The sequence below is a fragment of the Caulobacter segnis genome, from assembly GCF_023935105.1.
Taxonomy (GTDB): domain Bacteria; phylum Pseudomonadota; class Alphaproteobacteria; order Caulobacterales; family Caulobacteraceae; genus Caulobacter; species Caulobacter segnis_B.
This window is the reverse complement of record NZ_CP096040.1, coordinates 2,360,614-2,377,416: the sequence shown is the minus strand read 5'-3', so window position 1 is coordinate 2,377,416 and position 16,803 is coordinate 2,360,614. Positions and strand designations below refer to the sequence as shown.

Below are 16,803 nucleotides of genomic sequence, written 5' to 3'. Positions count from 1 at the left end.
CCCCTTCGACACGGTCAGGGCGTCACCTTAGGACTATTTCCCCATTCACGCGATCAACAGTCAGACCGGCGTAACGCGCCAATACCTGGACAGCCACGTCCTCGTCGTCCAGCGCGATGACGCCTGAGAACCGGCGCGCCGCCGCCTGGGGCGAAATCCGGACCGGCGTCGAGAAGCGGCGATTGAGATCGGCGACTATGTCGCCCAGGGTCTCGTTGTCGGCGACCAGCTGACCCTGCGCCCACGCGAAGGCGCCGTCCGGCGCGACCCGCCGGATCTCCGATCCCGGCGCGCCCTGAACGTGTCGCAGCTCCTGACCCACCGTCAGGCGAACCGGTGCGGCGCCCTGCCCGCCCCGCTGCGCGACCTCGACCACCCCGCGCCGCACGGTGACGCGGACGCTTTTGTCGTCGCGACGGATGTTGAACTCGGTGCCCACGACCCGCACGCGTTGGTCGCCGACCCCGATCACGAACGGGCGAGACGGATCCTTGGCGACATCGAAACTCGCCTGGGCAAGACCCATTTCCACCTGACGCTTCCGCCACCCCAGCCGCACGACGAGCTTGGAACCGCCGTCCAGGGTGATCCGGGTGCCGTCGGCAAGATCGATACGACGTGTCTCGCCAGGCCTGGTCTCGTAGGTGACGCTGCGCCCTTGCGAAGCCGTCCATAACGCCGGCCCGCCAACCAGCACGGCCAGCGAGGCGGTGATTAAACCGCCGATCCAGGCGCGCCGCGCCGGCGCCGGCGTGCGCTTCGGGAAGTTCACGACGTTCGACGCGGGTGGCATGAGGCCCTGTGCGATCTCGGCCTTCCTCAGCTCGAGATCGGCTGCGATCAGCTCGGCCTCTTCGAAGGCGGCCAGTCGCGCTTCAGACCCCTCCAGCCAGTCGGCGAGCGCGGTCCAATCCTCGGCCGTCGCGGTCTCCGACTGGACGCGGAGCAGCCACGCGACGGCCTCGTCGCGCGCCCCCTCCTTCGTCTCCAGATCCTGACCGCTCATCCGACTTCGCCGTTTTCTGGGAGGCCATCCGCCTCGCCCTTCGCCCCAAAGACGCCATATTGCCCCAGGCGCCTCAAAAGAATTTCGCGCGCCGCGTTCATGGCCCCACTCATGGCCCCCTCATGGCCATCGCCCGACCTTGGCGATGATCAGCTTGAGGCTGGCCATCATGTACTTCTCGACGCTGGAGCGTGACACGCCCATCGCCGCCGCCGTCTCGGCGTGGCTCAGGCCCTCCAGCTTGTGCAGGCGGAACGCCTCTCGGGCGGCAGGCGGCAGGGCCTGGACGGCTTCCAGGATCCTGGAGAGCTGCAGCCTTGCGGCCGCGGCCTCGTCGGCTGGCGCTTCCTCCGCGATCTGGGCGCCCCCCACGTCAGACACATTCGCCCCATGCCACTGGGCGTCACGCGCCTCGGCTCGCCGTCGCACCTTGATGCAATCCAGCATCAGGTTCGTGCCCAGGCGGTAGAGGTAGGCCGTCGGGTTCTCGATCACCTCGCCCCGTCGGTCGACGATCTTCAGATAGATGTCCTGAACCAGATCCTCGGCCGCCTCCTCGGACCGCAGACGCACGCGAAAATACCGCAGCAGGTCCTCGCGCCGCTCCATGTAGGCGGAAAGCAGGGGATGGACGTCGGTGTCGTCCAAGGCGCGGTCGCGCTCCTCGAAGGGGCGGCGCCGGGAATCCGCGCCTGCGACAATCTTTCCGAACCTCCAGCGTGGCGCAACCACCGAAAGTTTTGAGGCGCCCTCCCCGGCGCGTCGTCCTTGCCGGTCGAAAGCGCCTGAGCGCCGCCCCTAGGCAGGAGGTCCCTTTGCTTGAAGTCACGATGATGAACGACGGCGCTAACATCGGCAGTCTGTGTTTCGACGCCGATCGGGTGCGCCGCTTCACGTCGGTCGAGCCGCGAGTCATCTCGATCCACCAGCATTTCCGTCCCGAGCGGGAACGGGTCGAGGCCTATATCGAGGCGACCTACGCCGAGGCTTTCAGCAGCCGTATCCGGACGCACTATCCCACCCTGATGAGCGTCCAGGACGCCCGTGGCGAGATCCATGCCGCCGTCGGCTTCCGGCTGGCGGGAACGGGGCCGCTGTTCCTCGAGCGCTATCTGGATGAACCGATTGAAGTGGCGCTCGGCGCCGCTCGCAACGGTATTGCAGAGATCGGCAACCTGGCTTCCGCCAGCGCGGGCGCCTCGTTCTTCCTGTTCATGGCCCTTGCTCGGCATCTGCATCAGCAAGGCTGCGACCATGCCGTCGCCACCGCGACACGCCAGCTGCGCCGGACCTTCAGCCGCATCGGCTTTCCCACCCGACGACTGACCACAGCCGATCCCGCCCGGCTGGGCGCCGAGGCCGAAGACTGGGGCGGCTACTACGAGCGCGATCCCGAAGTGCTGGCCGGCGCCATTGCCCCGGCCCTCGCCCCGCTGACCCAGCTGCTGATGACTCAGCCGCCCGCGATCGACGGCGTCTGCTCCCGTTTACACCCCCGTCTGGGAAATCGCCCATGAGCCGCGTCCTCGCCGCCGTCGCCCAGCGAGCCCGCCTGAACGACGGCGCCATCGCGCTAAGCGACCAGACCACCGCCTTCACCTACGGCGCGCTCGAGACCGCCATCGCGGCGGCCGCTCGGGACCTCTTCCTGTGGGCGCCGCTGCTCCGGCCCGGCTCGCCGGTCGCCGTGCGGCTCCCCAACGGCCCCGCCTGGGTGATCCTGGACCTGGCCCTGACCCGTCTGGGCTGGGCCAGCCTTCCCCTGCCCGGCTTCTTCACCGACGCCCAGCGTCACCACGCCATGGAAGACGCCGGCGCCAGCCTGCTGGTCGAGCTCTCGGACGCGGCCAATTGCGACCTCAACATCGCCTCGACTCCGCTGCGCGTGACGCCGCTGAACCTGCCCGCCCGCCCGCTGCCGCCAGGCACAGCGAAGGTCACCTACACCTCCGGCTCCACCGGCCAGCCCAAGGGCGTCTGCCTGTCGCGCCAGCACATGGAGGCGGTCGCTGGCGGCCTCGTCGAAGCGATCGGCGCGGACTATGCCGGCCTGCACCTGCCCCTGCTACCGCTGTCCATCCTGCTGGAGAACGTGGCCGGACTCTACACGACCCTGCTGGCCGGCGGCCGCTATCACATTCTGCCGCCCGACCAGTTGGGCCTGGCCGATCCGTTCCGGCCCGACCTGCCGAAACTTGCCGGGGCCATCGCCGAGCAGCATGCCAATAGCCTGATCCTGGTGCCGGAGCTGCTTCGCGCCCTGATGATGGTCATGACCTTCACCGGCGTCCGCCTGCCCGAGCTGAAACTGGTCGCCGTCGGCGGCGCCAAGGTCGCCCCCTCGCTTCTGGCTCGCTCCGACGAGCTGGGCCTGCCCGTCTACGAGGGCTACGGGCTCAGCGAGTGCGCCTCGGTCGTCGCGCTCAACACGCCCGCGGCACGCAAGGCCGGAACCGTGGGGCGTCCGTTGCCGCACCTTCAGGTGACGATCGACGATGGGGAGATCGTCGTCGGGAATTCCGGCTTTCTCGGCTACGCGGGCGGAGTCACGCGTGACGGTCCCGTCTTCACCGGCGACCTTGGCGAGATCGACGCCGATGGCTTCCTGCGCATTTCGGGTCGCCGCCTCAACACCATCATCACGAGCCACGGGCGCAACGTCGCGCCGGAGTGGGTCGAAAGCGAGCTGACCGCCCAGCCCGAGATCCGCCAGGCCGTGGTGCTCGGCGAGGCCATGGCCGAACTCTCGGCGCTGATCGTGCCGCTCATTCCGGGCATGGACGAAGCGGCCATCGCCGGCGCTGTCAGCCGGGCCAACGCCAACCTTCCGCCGTACGCCAGGGTTGGCCGCTGGCTCCTCCGGGACGCGCTCGACCCCGCCGCCGGCGAACTCACCAACAACGGACGTCCTCGGCGCGCGGTGCTCAACGCCCGTCATCGAGACTTCCTGGAAGCTTCCACGACAGGAGACCACGCGTGACTTTCTACCAACGCCTCGTGACCGAGACGGTCGACGGCCAGATGGCCCTCGCCTCGACGCCGCAGATCCAGGATGGCCTGACGGGCCGCATCTCGCGCGAGACCTACATCGCCTACCTGACGGAGGCCTATCACCACGTGAAGCACACCGTGCCGCTGATGCGCGAGGCCCGCGCCGGCATGGATGAGGCCCATCAGCGGTTCGTCGAGGCCCTGGACGAATACATCGTCGAGGAGACCGGCCACGAACACTGGATCCTCAGCGACATCAAAAACTGCGGCGGCGACGCCGAGGCCGTACGGACTGGCGCGCCGCGTTCGGCGACCCTGGCCATGACCGACTACGCCTACGACTACATCCGCAACGCCAATCCGATGGGCTTCTTCGGCATGGTCTTCGTGCTGGAGGGCACCAGCGTGCGCCTGGCCACCCAAGGCGCCGAGGCCGTGGCCAAGAACCTGGGCCTAGGTCCCGAATGCTTCAGCTACCTGACCTCGCATGGGGCGCTGGACATGGAGCACCTGACCTTTTTCCAGAAGCTGATGGATCAGGTCGACGACCCTGCCGACCAGGCCGCCATCATCGAGGTGGCCAAGGCGATCTTCGAACGCTTCGCCAACGTCTTCCTCTCGATCCCGCACACCCGCGAGGTCGCCCATGCTTGAGGGCAAGACCGTCCTGATCACGGGAGCCTCCGGCGGCTTGGGCGGCCTGGTCGCCAATCAGCTGACGGCGGAGGGCGCGCGCGTCGTCGCGCTGGGTCGCTCGCGACCGGACGCGAACATCGCGGAGTTCCTGCCGCACGACCTCTCCACGCCCAGTGGGATCGAGGCCGCCGCCCAGGCCATCGAAGGCCGTCAATGGGACATCCTGGTAAACCTGGCCGGCGTCCAGCACTTCGGGCCGGTGGAGCAGGAAGATCCGGCGCACCTGTTGTCGGGCTATCTGATCAACCTGGTCGCGCCCGTCCGGCTCGCCCAGGCGGCGGCCCCGGGGATGAAGGCGCGGGGCGCCGGCCAGATCGTCAACATCGGGTCGATCTTCGGCTCCATCAACTTCGCGCATTTCGCCACCTATTCCAGCGCCAAGGCTGGTCTGCGCGGCTTCAGCCAGGCCCTGCGCCGGGAGCTGGCCGGGACGGGCGTAGACGTCACCTACGTGGCGCCGCGCGCGGTTCGCACGGCGATGGTGTCGGACCGCGTGCTGGAGTTCGCCAAGCTCACCCAAATGCACATTGACCCGCCCGAGGCCACGGCCCGCCGGATCGTCTCTGCGATCCGCGCCCGTCGTCGCGACGTCTATCTGGGCTTTCCCGAAGCCTTCTTCGTCCGCCTCAACGCCCTGCTGCCGGGCCTCGTCGATCGCGCCCTGTCGGCCAACGATCGCAAGGCCGCACAGCTCTTCGCCCGCTAGATCTCCAGGACCCTACATGACCCGGAAACCTCTCTTCGCCCTCGGCCTGGCCCTGTCGCTTCTGGCCGGAGCCGCCCGCGCCGATGCGCTCGACACTCGCCTCGATGGCCTGGCCCACGCCTGGGCCCACGCCAACTACGAAATCACCGACAAGGGCGCCCAGGGCGAGGCCGCCGCGCAGGTCGCCGCTGACGCCGACGCCCTGGCCAAGCAGAACCCCGGCCGCGCCGAGCCCCTGGTCTGGGAAGCCATCGCCAAGGCGACCCAGGCCGGCGCCAAGGGCGGGCTCGGCGGCCTGGCTCTGGCCAAGGAGTCCAGATCGCTTCTGGAACGGGCCGAGAGGATCAATCCCGCCGCGCTCGGCGACGGCTCGGTCTACACCAGCCTCGGCTCGCTCTACGCCCAGGTGCCCGGCTTCCCGATCGGCTTCGGCGATCCCGGCAAGGCGCGTGGCTACCTCCAGAAGGCCCTGGCGGCCAATCCCAACGGCGTCGACTCGAACTTCTTCTACGGCGATTTCCTGATGCGCCAGAACGACTACGCCGGCGCCAGCAAGGCCTTGCAGAAGGCGATCGCCGCGCCGGCGCGTCCCGGACGGGAGGTCGCCGACAAGGGCCGCAAGGCCCAGGCCGCGGCGCTCCTGAGCCAGGCCCAGGCCAAGCTCCACTAGAACCGGGTGGGCGCGTCGATCAGATCGCCGCGCCCACGAAACGGCCGATCAACGCTGTCACGGCCATCGCCACGGCGCCCCAGAGCGTGACCCGGACGACGCCGCGCCAAGGCGGCGCATCCCCAGCCCGAGCGCCAACATAGCCCAGGACGGCCAGGCCGCAGAGCGAGGCGACCGTCACGGCGACGCCCAGGGTGGCGCGGGGCGCGCTCACCGCAATAACCAACGGCAGCACGGCGCCGGCGGCGAAGCTGCCGGCGGACGAAAGGGCCGCCAGGATCGGCCGCGCGCCGGTGAGATCCGAAAGACCCAGCTCGTCCCGGGCGTGGGCCGACAAGGCGTCTTTGGCCATCAGCTGGGTGGCGACCAGGCGCGCGGTGTCCGGCTCGACGCCCCGACCGATGTAGATCTGGGCCAGCTCCTCGTGCTCGGCCTCGGGAAGATCGCGCAGTTCGGCGACCTCGCGCGCCAGCTCCGCCTTCTCGGTGTCGGCTTGCGAGCTCACCGACACATACTCGCCGGCCGCCATGGACATCGCGCCGGCCACCACCGCCGCGACACCCGCGACGACCACTTCTCCCGGCGACTTGGCCGCTGACGCCACACCGACGATCAGGCTGGCTGTGGAGACCAGGCCGTCATTGGCGCCAAGCACCGCAGCGCGAAGCCAGCCGATCCGCGATACGCGGTGACGCTCAGTGTGGCGATGAACAGCGCGCATCGAAGACCTCCTCGTCGGACGAGTCTGCCTCCCACATTCGTCGACGCCATGACGAAGATCAACGAACTGATGGGGGCGAGCGCGGCAGCGCCAAGAGCCGACGTTGGACCGCCTCCAGAAACCAGACGTTCGCTAGGTGAAGTGGCGCGCAGCTGAAGGAAGAAGAGAACTACGCTCACGATATCGCACTCTAGGACAACACTTCGACCGCGCTTGGAATGCCGAGCTTTGAAGCAGAGCTGGATTCTAGCGGCGAGGCGTCGGCGGACAGCGGCGAGGCGCGCCGTCGGAGGCGGGACCGAGAGCCGCCAGCTTGGCCTGCAGGTCCGCCTCGATCGCCGCCCGGCGACGATCGGCGTCGCGGCGGGCGCTCTCGACCAGGCCGTCGGCGGCCGGCGTGTAGGAGGACCGCCCGAACGGCTGGACCACCGGACGCCGGACCCTCAGGGCCGCCTGCTCTTCCCGCGTAGCCTGAGCGGCGCGAGGTTGATCAGGCGACCTCGGTGCTGGCGGACGTGTCGATGAGATCCACGAGATCCCGCATGCAGTCGACGAAGATCGCGTCCTTTTGCGCGTCGCTCGCGCCGGAATGCAGAAAACGGCTGCACAGATGATGCAGCTTCAGCTTCTCCCACGGCCGCCCGAGACGCGTCTCCAGCGCCGCGGGGAAGGCCACGAAGCTCCGCTCGGCCTTCAGGCCGCCCGGCGTCCGCGCCAACGCCTCGAGCACGTCGCGGGCGCCCTCAAGATCAAGCTCGCCCGACGCCACCCAGGTCTGGATGAGCAGGTTCCAACGATCGACCGGCCCCGGCGCGGCGATCCGCGCGAACACGGCCCGCGGCGATGGAGCCGCCCCGACGGGGAAACCGTATCGTTCGGCGACCGCCTTGCGCAGGTGGTCCGGCGCGAGAGACAGCACGTCATGAAACGCCAGGATCAGGGAGTATTCCGACGCCCCCATGCTCGGAACGTCGCCCAGGGCGGCCAGGAAACCGGCGAGCCGCTTGTCCGCGTCGTCGGCATGGAACAGCGACAAGGCCCGCCGAAGCTGGCTCTCGCCCGGCGCGCAACGCGGCAAGGTCCCCCGCGCCTGGACGGCCTCCATCGCCTTGCTCATCAAGCCGCTATAGACGGCCTGATAGGTGTAGTCCCGCGCCGCGCGCGCCTGGGCCGCCGCGGCGATGCGCGAGCGATCCGCCTCGCTCTCCAGCAAGTCGAGGGCCTTGGCTTCGAAATCGTCGGCGTTGAACAGAACGACTTCCTCGTCCGGGACGAAGAACTCCGCCAGCGGCTGCTCGCCGACCTCGTAGTGGCTTTCGATCTGCATCACGACCGCGCCGTGATTGACCGCCTCGAGGTTCCGATAGTTGTAGGGACCGTGCAGACCCACCGCGTTCAGGCAAATCTTCGCGCGCGCCAGGTGAGAGAAGTAGTCCATCTTGGACAGGTTGCTCGTGAACACGATGTTGTATCGGTCGCCGTGCGCCGCCTGGAACCGCCGCGCCAGGGCCACGCACAGGTTCCGGTAGTCGCCATAGAGTTCCGACTGCGACTCGCCGAAACAGATCAGCATGTCGATGTCGCGTTCCGACTGCGGCCCGGAGGGCCGGGCGATATGCTCGAACGATCCCCAGTTCGCGCCGAAGGGCGTATCCACTACCACCCGCTCCGGCAGCATGGGAGCGATCAACCGACTGAACAGCGGCGACAGCGGCGCGATCACGTCATAGAGATAGCCGGTATTGTGCAGATGCAGCGCCCGGAAGTGGTGACAGAATCCGGCGATCGTCACGCAGGGCATGTCCTCCAGACCCAAGGGCGGGAAACTGGCCCCGCAGATTTGCGGATCAATGTAGAAGTCGGGCGTGAACCCCTCGGGCAGGGCCCGCATGACCTCGGGAAGCGGCGTGCCGAGCAGGTTCAGATGGAGACGGTCGGCGTGCGCCTGCTGCTCCGCCTGCGTCGTCAAGGTGACGACATCGGCGAACCGCAGCAGCGGCAAGGTCTGGAAATTCGGATAGCCGCCATCGTTGATCAGGCCGATCAGCAGACGCGGCCGTCGCTGGCGCATGTGCGGCAGGTTTCGCAGGCGAAAGCGATTGCGCTCGACGAGCACCTGGGTGCTGGGCATCTCCGAGACCAGATGATCCCACAACGCCTCGAGTTCGGGATAGAGTTCGGGCATGGCGCGGCATCGCTCCTCCATCTCGTCCAGTTGGTCGACGAAGGAAGGGGTGTTCATGCGGCGTCTCTCAAAATCCTGATCCGCCATTTCGGGAGGTCGATCCGGGGCGTCGCGCCCCTCCCAAATCAGCCGAGCACACGTTAGCGCCAGATCGCCGACGATGGCCATCTATACTCGGGAGGATCTGGCTCTCGCGTTGCGGACTCGACGACAAATAGGATGACAACCGCCTCGAGCGGACTCATGACACTGTTCCGAGCGACGCACCGAACCACCACGAATGGGCCCGCGCATGGACATCACTCACGTCTCCAACTCGTTCCTGATCGTCGAAACCGCGACGACCAAGCTGGTTTGCGATCCCTGGGTGGGCCAGGCCAACCACGGCGGCTGGCGTTCGTATCCCGAGTTCGACCGGCGCGACCTGATCGATCGCGTGCGTGGCGCGGACCTCGTCTACATCTCCCACATCCACAGCGATCACTTCGACCCCGACTTCCTCGCCGACTCGGGTCTGCTCGAGGCGCCCTTCCTGATCAAGACCTACGCCAACGACACCCTGCGCCGTCGTCTCCGGGCGCTGGGCGCTAGGACGGTCATCGAGGCGGAGCCCTTCACGCCTCTAGAGGTGCGCGATCTGCGGCTCGTGGTCGTGCCGCAGTTCCAGACCAGCAACGCCGGCGTCGAGACCGACCTGGACTACGATCTGGACACCAGCCTGATCGTCGCCGCCGACGGCCAGGTCTTCTTCAATCAGGTCGACAACCCAATGGCGGCCGCCCACTTCGAGGCCATCAAGGCCTTCTGCGATCGCGAGTTCGGGCCCATCGACGTCGCCGCCCTCGTCTGCGGCGCCGCGGGAGAGTACCCGCAATGCTTCCTGAACATTGACCGCAAGGCCGAACAGGCGCGGATCATCGACGCCGCCCTCGCCAAGCTCGAGGCCTCGCTGCGCATCCTTCGGCCCAAGCGAGTGTTCCTGGCCGGCGGATCCTATTTCATTCCGGGCCGACTGACCGAATTGTCCCGCCTGATCGCCCAGCCGACCCCGGACCAGGCGGCGGAACGCTGCGCCTTCGTCCCGTTCGTCGCCCTCGAAGGCGGCCGGAGATTGAACGTCGGGACGGGCGAGGTCGCGCCGGACCTGACCCCGACCCTGAGCGAACTGGGCCAAGTTCAGGCCGCGCACGCCGCCGAGCCCTATCCCTATGAAGCCGACCCGGTCCCCGAGGACGACCAGCTCGACGCTGCCTTCGCCCGCGCCAAAGCGGCGCTGGAGGCCATGCTGGCCGCCCGACGCGTGCGACTCAACGTCGACTACGAATTCCGTCTCTACGACGAGCTGACCGAGCAGCGGGCGCGCGCCGGCGCGCACCGCAAGCAGCTCGACCTCTCGGTCCGCACCGACGCGGAGACCGTCCAGCCGACCAAGCTGCGCCTGCACCTGGACGCCCGCGCCTTCGCGCTCTGCCTGTCGCGCCGGCAGAGCTGGAACCAGACCATCTCCGGCAGCCTGGTGCTTCAGGAACGCGAGCCCAACATCCACCAGCCGGACGCCTTGTTCGCCCTGAACTACCTGGTGGCCGACACCCCCTCCTGACCCCGTCGGACGAACGGACGATCCGAGATTGATGTCGACGACGACTACATCGGTGGGCTCGTCGATCGCCACGATCACGGCCCGCTTCGCGCCGAACGGACCGACGACGCCCGTCCGGCGCCTCGAAGAGCTCGCGCCGTGTCGGTCGCGATATGGTCTTTGTCGCGGATCCATCTCGATCTTAGCGATGCGGACCTTCGCAGGACCTAGTGCGCCACCGTTAGATAGATCGGGTTGCCGATCATCAGCAGCCGGCCGGCCTTATCGCGAACATTGACCCGCACCCAACCGGCTCGCGCGCCCATCCGAACCTCGAACCCGCCTGCCGCCGAGATCGCCGGGGCGATCCTGGCGCCGTCCTGGATCACCTCCAGACCGGCCGGATCGACGCCGGCGACCCTGGCGACGAAGGTCACCGTTTCGCCGGGCTTGGCCGTCAGCGCCCCGCCCATCACCGCGCCGCGCCCTCCGACGGCGGCCGAGAGATCCAGCACCCGGTCGCGGGTCCCGTCGAGGTCGATAAACACCCTGCCCGCGCGCAGTCCCGCCAACAGAGCCTCGGGCGACAATCCCTCGGCATGGATCACCGTGGTTGGGCGACCAACGGCCGTGGGCTGGTCGTGCGGGATGCCTGCGTCGTGGTTGTCGCTGCCGCCGATGGCCGTGATCCGGCGCCCCTGGTTCAACTGGGCCTCCCAGAAGGGCACGCCTGACAGGAGGCCTTCGAAGCCGCCCTGCGCCTTCTCGTTGCCGCCATTGGCGACCTCGATGGCCTGGACGGCGTCGTAGTCGGTGTCCTTGGCTGTCCAGCCGCAGCCCATGCACTGCTCGCCCGACGGCACGGCCGGGTGGTTGATCGAGAAAACGCCGCCAGCCGCCTTCACCGCCCGCTGCAGGTCGCGGATGGTCGGCACGGTCCTTGAGCCCAGGCGGAAGTCGATGAAGGCCGTCGGGCCGAACACGTTGGCGTGGCCCTGGAAGATGGTGATCTCGCGGCCGCTCATCAGCAGCAGGTCAGGGAACGACGGCTGCAGCTCGGCCAGCGCCTCGGCCTGACTGGTGGTGTTGTGATCGGTGACGGCGACGAAATCGAGGCCGGCGGCCTGGGCGGCCAGGACCGTGCGATAAACTGGGCACGGCGCGCGTGGGGCATCGCCGGTCACGCAGCCGCCGTCGCTGTGGGCGGTATGCATATGCAGGTCGCCACGATACCAGCCGGGCGTCGTGGCCCTGGGAAAGGTGTTTGGGGGCAGAGCAGCGGGCAGCGGCGTGGGCGTCCGCTCGAACCAGACCCTAGCCTGATAGGTCGCCTTGGAGTTCGGCCGTGCATTGGGCACGCCTAGAAGCAGGGTCCATTTCCCGGCGGGCAGCGGACCCGGCAAATAGCTGGCCGTCGCCGCCTCGGCGGAGACGAAGAACGCCTTCTTGTTGCCCCCGCTCCAGCCTCGGAAGCGGACGGGATCCAGCAGGCCCAGATCCACCACCGTCCGGTTCTCGCGACCGGTGTAGTCGAAGGCCACCGATAGGCGCGTCACGCCGGCTGGCACGTCGAAGGTCACCGGCTTGTAGGTCTGGTGATCGGCGCCGGTGATCTCGCCGGTCAGGACGAGGTCGGGCTTGGCCATCTCCCGCGCCAGAGCCGGAGACGCGATGAGCAGCAGGACGAAGGCGAGCCAGCGGAGCATGTCGAAAGTCCAGAAAAGATGGGCGGCCGAGGCTGCGGCCGCCCAAGTTTCAGGGGAAGGAAGTCAGGCGGCGCTCATCAGAAACGGTAGAGCAGAGCCGCCTTGAAGGCCCGGCCGAACTCCGGACGGCCGATGCCGTACAGAGCCCCTGCCTCGCCGCTGATGATCTGGCCGGCGCGCGGGTTGCCTTCGGTCAGGCCCAGCTCGTTGGTTAGGTTCGTGCCGTAGACATAGACCGACAGCGCGTCGTTGACGTTGAACCGCACCGTCGCGCCCACCAGGGTGTAGGCCGACAGCTTGGAGGTGTTGGCCGCGTCCGAGAAGCGGTCGCCATAGCGCTCGATGCTGCTCTCGATCCGCAGCCGGCGATCCATCAGGTTGAAGCCAGGCGTCAGGCGGAAGGCCGTCTTGGGTACGCGGATCAGCTGGTTTCCGGTGAAGTCGCGGGTGCGGCTGGCAGTGGTGGCCGGCGGCTTGACCAGGCAGGTCGGATCCGAGGCCGAGATCGTGCAGGTTTCCTCGAACTTGTAGTCGCCGAACTCGGGGTTCTGGATCGTGGCGCTGAAGCCCAGGTCGAACCACGGCGTCGGACGCAGCGTGCCTTCCAGTTCCAGGCCCAGGGTCTTGGTATCGGTGATGCTGGTCTGGGTGACGTAGAAGCCGGTGGTCGGGTTGAACACCGCGCTGCCGAACGTCAGGGCGTCATAGGCCGTGTGGAAGACGGTGGCGTAGAGGTCCAGCTTGCCGGTGGTCAGCTTGTAGCCGGCTTCCATCAGATCCATCGTCTGCACGAACGGTGAGACGTTGGTGGCGTTGGTGATGTAGTCGCCCAGAGACGGCAGACGGAAGGCCGAGGTGTAGCGGGCGAAGGCGCCCATGTGCGGGCTGATCCGGTAGTCGACGCCGATGGTCCAGCCGCTGTGCTCGAACTTCCTGTCCAGGCGGTCATAGACGCCCGAACCGGCCAGCACGGTGTCGTCGGCCGCCGAGGCCGACTGACCCAGGTTGATGGTGGCCGTGCGTTCGCTGCGACCTTCGAACTCGGTCCGCTCCCAGCGCACGCCGGCGTCGATGCGCAGGGCCGGCGTCACCTGCCACTCGTCGGTCAGGTACAGCGCCGTGGTGTTGGACTTGCCGTCGCCGTTGGCGAATTCGGCGCCGTAGCGGCTGATGCCGTTCTCGGTCAGGCTGGACAGAATCTTGCCCGAGGCGTCGACGGCCAGCAGGTCCAGGCGGCGGGCGTTCTCGCGCACGTCCAGCAGGGCGTTGGCCGAGTAGCGGTTGAAGGCCTCTTCCACATGGGCGCGGTAAAAACCGACCGCGACGTCGTGAGTCTGACCGCCGAAGTCGAACTTGTGGACCAGCCGGGTGTCGCTGATCAGTTCATCGAGCGGCACCGAGACGTAGCGCAACGAACCGTCCAGCACGAGGCCGTTGCCGTTCTGCCCGGCGCCAGCGGTGCTGAACACCTCGCTGGGATTGGTCGCGTAGCGCAGTTGCACGTCGACCGCGCCTGGCGTCGCCGCGAGCATCTGGGCCCTGTACTGGGCGATGCGGGCCGCGCCGGTCACCGGCGTGTTCGGGAACAGGCCGATGCGCTTGGACTCCGAGGTCCGGTAGCGCAGCGTCTCCTGCAGGTGCCAGCCGTCGGCGATCTCGTACTTCAGGGCGGCGGTGGCCTGGGTCAGCTTGACCTCGGTGCCGCGCGACAGGTCCCAGTCGAACGGTCCCTTGGGGCCACGCAGGGTCAGCTTGTTGGTCTCGGGCCCCGACAAAGTGCCGGTCAGCGGATCAAAGCCTGGGGCGGCGCTGGGCTCGCCGGCGGCGTTGAACTTCAACGGCACGCCCGCGAACAGGATGACGTTGTCGTCCAGGTGTTTGATGTTGAAGTCGAAGCTGCCGCGCTGGAAGTCGCGGCCGACCGAGGCGCGGATTTGGTAGCCCTTGTTGGCCGTGAACCCCGGGTCACGGATACCGTCGTCCTCGCGCCAGAAGCCGCCGACGCCCATGCGCCAGTCACCGACCGGACCGCCATAGTAGGCGTCGACGCGCTTGAGGCCGTAGTCGCTGGCCTGGACCTTCACGACGCCTTCCTGCGCCTCGCCCTTGCGGGTGATGAAGTTGACGGTGCCGCCGGGCGCGTACGAGGCGAAGATCGAGGACGGGCCGCCGCGCACCACCTCTATGCGGTCGATGGTCTCGTCCAGCCGGAACGACTGGTCGGCGTTCAGGTAGCCCAGGCCGCCGTCATGCTGGACCGGCGCGCCGTCTTCCTGCAGGGCGATGGCCGAGAAGCCTTCCTGCGGGATGCCACGGGCGCGGATGTTGGCGCTGGCCTCGCCGCCCGAGGCCTCGACCCAGAAGCCGGGCACCGACTTCAGCGCGTCGGCCACGCCCATCGGCGAGCGCAGGCGCAAGGTCTCTTCGTTCATGGTGGTGACGGCGTAGCTGGTGGCCAGGCGCGTGCGGGCGTCCGAGCCGGCCCGTGAGGTGACAATCAGCTCCTCGACCGTCGACACCTCAGTGGCGGCCGAGCCGGCGGCCAAAGGGCCGACGCCCCGCTGGCGCAAGGTGATCACTTGGGCAGTGGCCGAGGCGACCTCCAGATCGCTGCCCTCGATCAGCCTGCGGACCGCGTCCTCGCGGCCGAAGGTCCCCTGCAGGCCGGCCGATCGATGCTTGGAGGCCGCGTCGTAGGGAAACAGAATCTGTACGCCGGCTTGGCGCGAGAAGGCCGTCAGGGCCTGGGCGGTGTCGCCCGCCGGGATGTTGAACTCCACCCGCGCGGCCGCCTGGGCGTGAGCCACGGCCGGAACCACGGTGGCCAGCGCCGTCGTGGCCAGAAGCAGACAGGCGCCCATGCGCGCCCAAGACTTGGTCATCGTATTCGCCCCATTGTCGCCGCCGGAAAATCGGCGTCTCGCTCGACAAGATGAAAGGGGCGCGAGAAACCTCTATCGGGATTTGAGAAGAATTCGTGACGGACCATCCTCGATGATCCGTAGACCGAACGTTGTCCTCAGGGCTTCCAGGAAGGTTTCGGGATTATCCGTAAGGAAACGGCCGCCTAGGCGCATACGACCGACCTTGGGGTCTTCTATGACCAGCTTACGCACGAGATAGCGGTTGTATTCCTCGATCGCCTCGGACAGGCGCTGACCTTCGAAAACGATTTCACCGCGGCGCCAGGCCTGGACGTTCTGGACCTCGGTCTCGGGCGCGGCGGCGATGGCGACCCCCGTTGCGGTGACGGCCAGGGCCTGGCGAGCGTCGGTAGCGCTTTCCACGGCGGCCCGAGCCTCTCCGGCGGCGGTCCTGATCGCGGCTTGGCCGGCCAAGACGATCAGGTCCAGACCCGCTGGCCGCAGACGGGCGTTGAACTGGCCCGAGGCCAGCCGCGCCAGGCCTTGCTGGGTGAAGAGCTCAAACGGCCGCAGAGCATCCTGGGCGACGGTCAGGGCGACCTCGCCGCGCTCCAGCCACAGGCGGCGACGGTGGCGATCAAACCTCCACAGGACCTCGGTGTCGGTGTTCAGTTCGACCGAACTGCCGTCGGGCAACGCCAGGGTGCGGCGCTCGCCGATCCCGGTGACGGTGCGAGCGCGCAACAGCTGGTCGCGCCCCAGATAGGCCGCGCCGGCCAGACCGGCGGCCAGGGCCATGCCTCCGCCCAGCCAGGCGCGCCGGCTCATCGCCGGCCGCCGGCGCGGTTCGGCGCCACGCAGGGCGTCCAGCTTGCTCCAGGCGGCCGCGACCTCGGCGAAGGCCGCGGCGCGGCGCGGTTCGGCGCCGCGCCAGGCCTCGAACTCGGCGGGGTCGGCGCGGCCGGCGTCCAGACGCGCCAGCCATTCCGAAGCCTGGGCGATCAGCGCGTCTCTGTCTTGATCGCCCGTTTGCTCCATGAACCCGCTTTACTCCCGATCCTTCGACCTTCGCTCGCCGCCAGAGACTTGGTCAGCAACGCCAGCCCCTTGGCCAAATGCTTCTCGACGGTAGAGATGGACAAGTTCAACCGAACCGCTATCTGCCCCGGCGAGAGCCCCTCCATTTTTCGCAGGGTGACCACCTTTCGGCACTGCTGGGGCAGCCGATCGACCGCCTCGAGCACCCTGAGCAGTTCCTCGCGGGCGCTGGCCACGGCGTGCGCGTCCGGCGCTGGGTCGGGCAGAGCCTCCATCTCCAGCACCCCGATCTGGCGAATGCCCACCACCTTGGCCCGGCGGAACCGCTCGAAGGCCAAGTTGCGGATGATGGTCAGGACGAAGCGCTCCGGCTGCTCCAGCCGCCGCCAGTCGGGCAGGCCCAGCACCTTGGCGTAGGCTTCCTGCACCAGATCCTCGGCCTCGACCGGATCCCCGGTGAGCTTGCGGGCGTAGGCGCGATAGGTCGGCGCGAAGGGCAGGACCGCCTCGCCAAACCACTTGTCGATGTCTCGCAGCCAAGCCATCGCGCCACGCTCCGCCGACTACCACTGTCGGCTCCTCGAAGCGCTGCACTAGCGGCCGGACGTGTCAGTTTGGCGACGGCTTCACGCCGCCCAGCG

The 16,803-nt window shown here is 68.1% G+C and carries 15 protein-coding genes; 6 read left to right on the top strand and 9 right to left on the bottom strand.

Annotated elements, in window-relative coordinates; genetic code table 11:
• Positions 1-22: 22 nt before the first annotated feature.
• Entirely contained in the window at positions 23-1,006 is a 984-nt protein-coding gene (locus MZV50_RS11390; RefSeq protein ID WP_252634711.1) for a FecR family protein, read from the bottom strand.
• 120 nt (positions 1,007-1,126) lie between these two features.
• Entirely contained in the window at positions 1,127-1,654 is a 528-nt protein-coding gene (locus tag MZV50_RS11385; RefSeq protein ID WP_252634709.1) for an RNA polymerase sigma factor, read from the bottom strand.
• A 167-nt stretch (positions 1,655-1,821) separates the two neighbouring features.
• Between MZV50_RS11385 and MZV50_RS11380 the strand changes: the two genes are divergently transcribed.
• The 5 genes from MZV50_RS11380 to MZV50_RS11360 are packed head-to-tail and all read left to right on the top strand — an operon-like array spanning position 1,822 to position 6,069.
• A complete protein-coding gene (locus MZV50_RS11380; RefSeq protein ID WP_252634708.1) occupies positions 1,822-2,523 on the top strand; it encodes a thermostable hemolysin in 702 nt (233 codons plus the stop codon).
• The gene (locus tag MZV50_RS11375; protein ID WP_252634706.1) at positions 2,520-3,986 is read left to right on the top strand and encodes an AMP-binding protein; all 1,467 of its coding nucleotides are present in this window, start codon (positions 2,520-2,522) and stop codon (positions 3,984-3,986) included. Before MZV50_RS11380 ends, MZV50_RS11375 begins: the two co-directional genes overlap by 4 nt.
• Positions 3,983-4,651 (top strand): TenA family transcriptional regulator, encoded by a 669-nt coding sequence (locus tag MZV50_RS11370; RefSeq protein WP_252634704.1) that lies wholly within the window; start codon positions 3,983-3,985, stop codon positions 4,649-4,651. The genes MZV50_RS11375 and MZV50_RS11370 overlap by 4 nt, the downstream gene beginning before the upstream one ends.
• Positions 4,644-5,399 carry an SDR family NAD(P)-dependent oxidoreductase gene (locus MZV50_RS11365; RefSeq protein WP_252634702.1) on the top strand — a complete coding sequence of 252 codons (756 nt, stop codon included), beginning with the start codon at positions 4,644-4,646 and terminating at the stop codon, positions 5,397-5,399. The genes MZV50_RS11370 and MZV50_RS11365 overlap by 8 nt, the downstream gene beginning before the upstream one ends.
• Before the next feature lie 16 nt (positions 5,400-5,415).
• The gene (locus MZV50_RS11360) at positions 5,416-6,069 is read left to right on the top strand and encodes a tetratricopeptide repeat protein (RefSeq protein WP_252634700.1); all 654 of its coding nucleotides are present in this window, start codon (positions 5,416-5,418) and stop codon (positions 6,067-6,069) included.
• A 19-nt stretch (positions 6,070-6,088) separates the two neighbouring features.
• On the opposite strand, the gene MZV50_RS11355 is transcribed toward MZV50_RS11360, so the two are convergent.
• From MZV50_RS11355 to MZV50_RS11345, 3 genes are all read right to left on the bottom strand, one after another.
• Positions 6,089-6,790 (bottom strand): VIT1/CCC1 transporter family protein, encoded by a 702-nt coding sequence (locus MZV50_RS11355; protein WP_252634699.1) that lies wholly within the window; start codon positions 6,788-6,790, stop codon positions 6,089-6,091.
• Positions 6,791-7,036: 246 nt separating this feature from the next.
• Positions 7,037-7,219: a hypothetical protein gene (locus MZV50_RS11350; protein WP_252634698.1), complete on the bottom strand. Its 183-nt coding sequence runs from the start codon at positions 7,217-7,219 to the stop codon at positions 7,037-7,039.
• Positions 7,220-7,280: 61 nt separating this feature from the next.
• Positions 7,281-9,032 (bottom strand): glycosyltransferase family protein, encoded by a 1,752-nt coding sequence (locus MZV50_RS11345; protein ID WP_252634697.1) that lies wholly within the window; start codon positions 9,030-9,032, stop codon positions 7,281-7,283.
• A 235-nt stretch (positions 9,033-9,267) separates the two neighbouring features.
• Between MZV50_RS11345 and MZV50_RS11340 the strand changes: the two genes are divergently transcribed.
• The gene (locus tag MZV50_RS11340) at positions 9,268-10,575 is read left to right on the top strand and encodes an MBL fold metallo-hydrolase (RefSeq protein WP_252634695.1); all 1,308 of its coding nucleotides are present in this window, start codon (positions 9,268-9,270) and stop codon (positions 10,573-10,575) included.
• Positions 10,576-10,781: 206 nt separating this feature from the next.
• Here the strand turns inward: MZV50_RS11340 and MZV50_RS11335 are convergent, their stop codons facing one another.
• From MZV50_RS11335 to MZV50_RS11320, 4 genes are all read right to left on the bottom strand, one after another.
• Positions 10,782-12,260: a CehA/McbA family metallohydrolase gene (locus MZV50_RS11335; protein WP_252634694.1), complete on the bottom strand. Its 1,479-nt coding sequence runs from the start codon at positions 12,258-12,260 to the stop codon at positions 10,782-10,784.
• Between the two features lie 77 nt (positions 12,261-12,337).
• Entirely contained in the window at positions 12,338-15,142 is a 2,805-nt protein-coding gene (locus MZV50_RS11330; protein ID WP_252634693.1) for a TonB-dependent receptor, read from the bottom strand.
• A 72-nt stretch (positions 15,143-15,214) separates the two neighbouring features.
• Complete coding sequence (locus tag MZV50_RS11325) at positions 15,215-16,162, bottom strand: FecR family protein (RefSeq protein ID WP_252634692.1); 948 nt, start codon at positions 16,160-16,162, stop codon at positions 15,215-15,217.
• On the bottom strand, positions 16,126-16,707 hold the full coding sequence (locus MZV50_RS11320; RefSeq protein ID WP_252634690.1) for an RNA polymerase sigma factor: 582 nt from the start codon (positions 16,705-16,707) through the stop codon (positions 16,126-16,128). Before MZV50_RS11320 ends, MZV50_RS11325 begins: the two co-directional genes overlap by 37 nt.
• Positions 16,708-16,803 lie beyond the last annotated feature (96 nt).

Excerpts from the sequence above, each read along its gene's own strand:
- MZV50_RS11390 (WP_252634711.1), bottom strand. The coding sequence starts at position 1,006 with ATGAGCGGTCAGGATCTGGAGACGAAGGAGGGGGCGCGCGACGAGGCC.
- MZV50_RS11375 (WP_252634706.1), top strand. The coding sequence starts at position 2,520 with ATGAGCCGCGTCCTCGCCGCCGTCGCCCAGCGAGCCCGCCTGAACGAC.
- MZV50_RS11330 (WP_252634693.1), bottom strand. The coding sequence starts at position 15,142 with ATGACCAAGTCTTGGGCGCGCATGGGCGCCTGTCTGCTTCTGGCCACG.
- MZV50_RS11320 (WP_252634690.1), bottom strand. The coding sequence starts at position 16,707 with ATGGCTTGGCTGCGAGACATCGACAAGTGGTTTGGCGAGGCGGTCCTG.
- MZV50_RS11365 (WP_252634702.1), top strand. The coding sequence starts at position 4,644 with ATGCTTGAGGGCAAGACCGTCCTGATCACGGGAGCCTCCGGCGGCTTG.
- MZV50_RS11355 (WP_252634699.1), bottom strand. The coding sequence starts at position 6,790 with ATGCGCGCTGTTCATCGCCACACTGAGCGTCACCGCGTATCGCGGATC.
- MZV50_RS11335 (WP_252634694.1), bottom strand. The coding sequence starts at position 12,260 with ATGCTCCGCTGGCTCGCCTTCGTCCTGCTGCTCATCGCGTCTCCGGCT.
- MZV50_RS11360 (WP_252634700.1), top strand. The coding sequence starts at position 5,416 with ATGACCCGGAAACCTCTCTTCGCCCTCGGCCTGGCCCTGTCGCTTCTG.
- MZV50_RS11340 (WP_252634695.1), top strand. The coding sequence starts at position 9,268 with ATGGACATCACTCACGTCTCCAACTCGTTCCTGATCGTCGAAACCGCG.
- MZV50_RS11325 (WP_252634692.1), bottom strand. The coding sequence starts at position 16,162 with ATGGAGCAAACGGGCGATCAAGACAGAGACGCGCTGATCGCCCAGGCT.
- MZV50_RS11345 (WP_252634697.1), bottom strand. The coding sequence starts at position 9,032 with ATGAACACCCCTTCCTTCGTCGACCAACTGGACGAGATGGAGGAGCGA.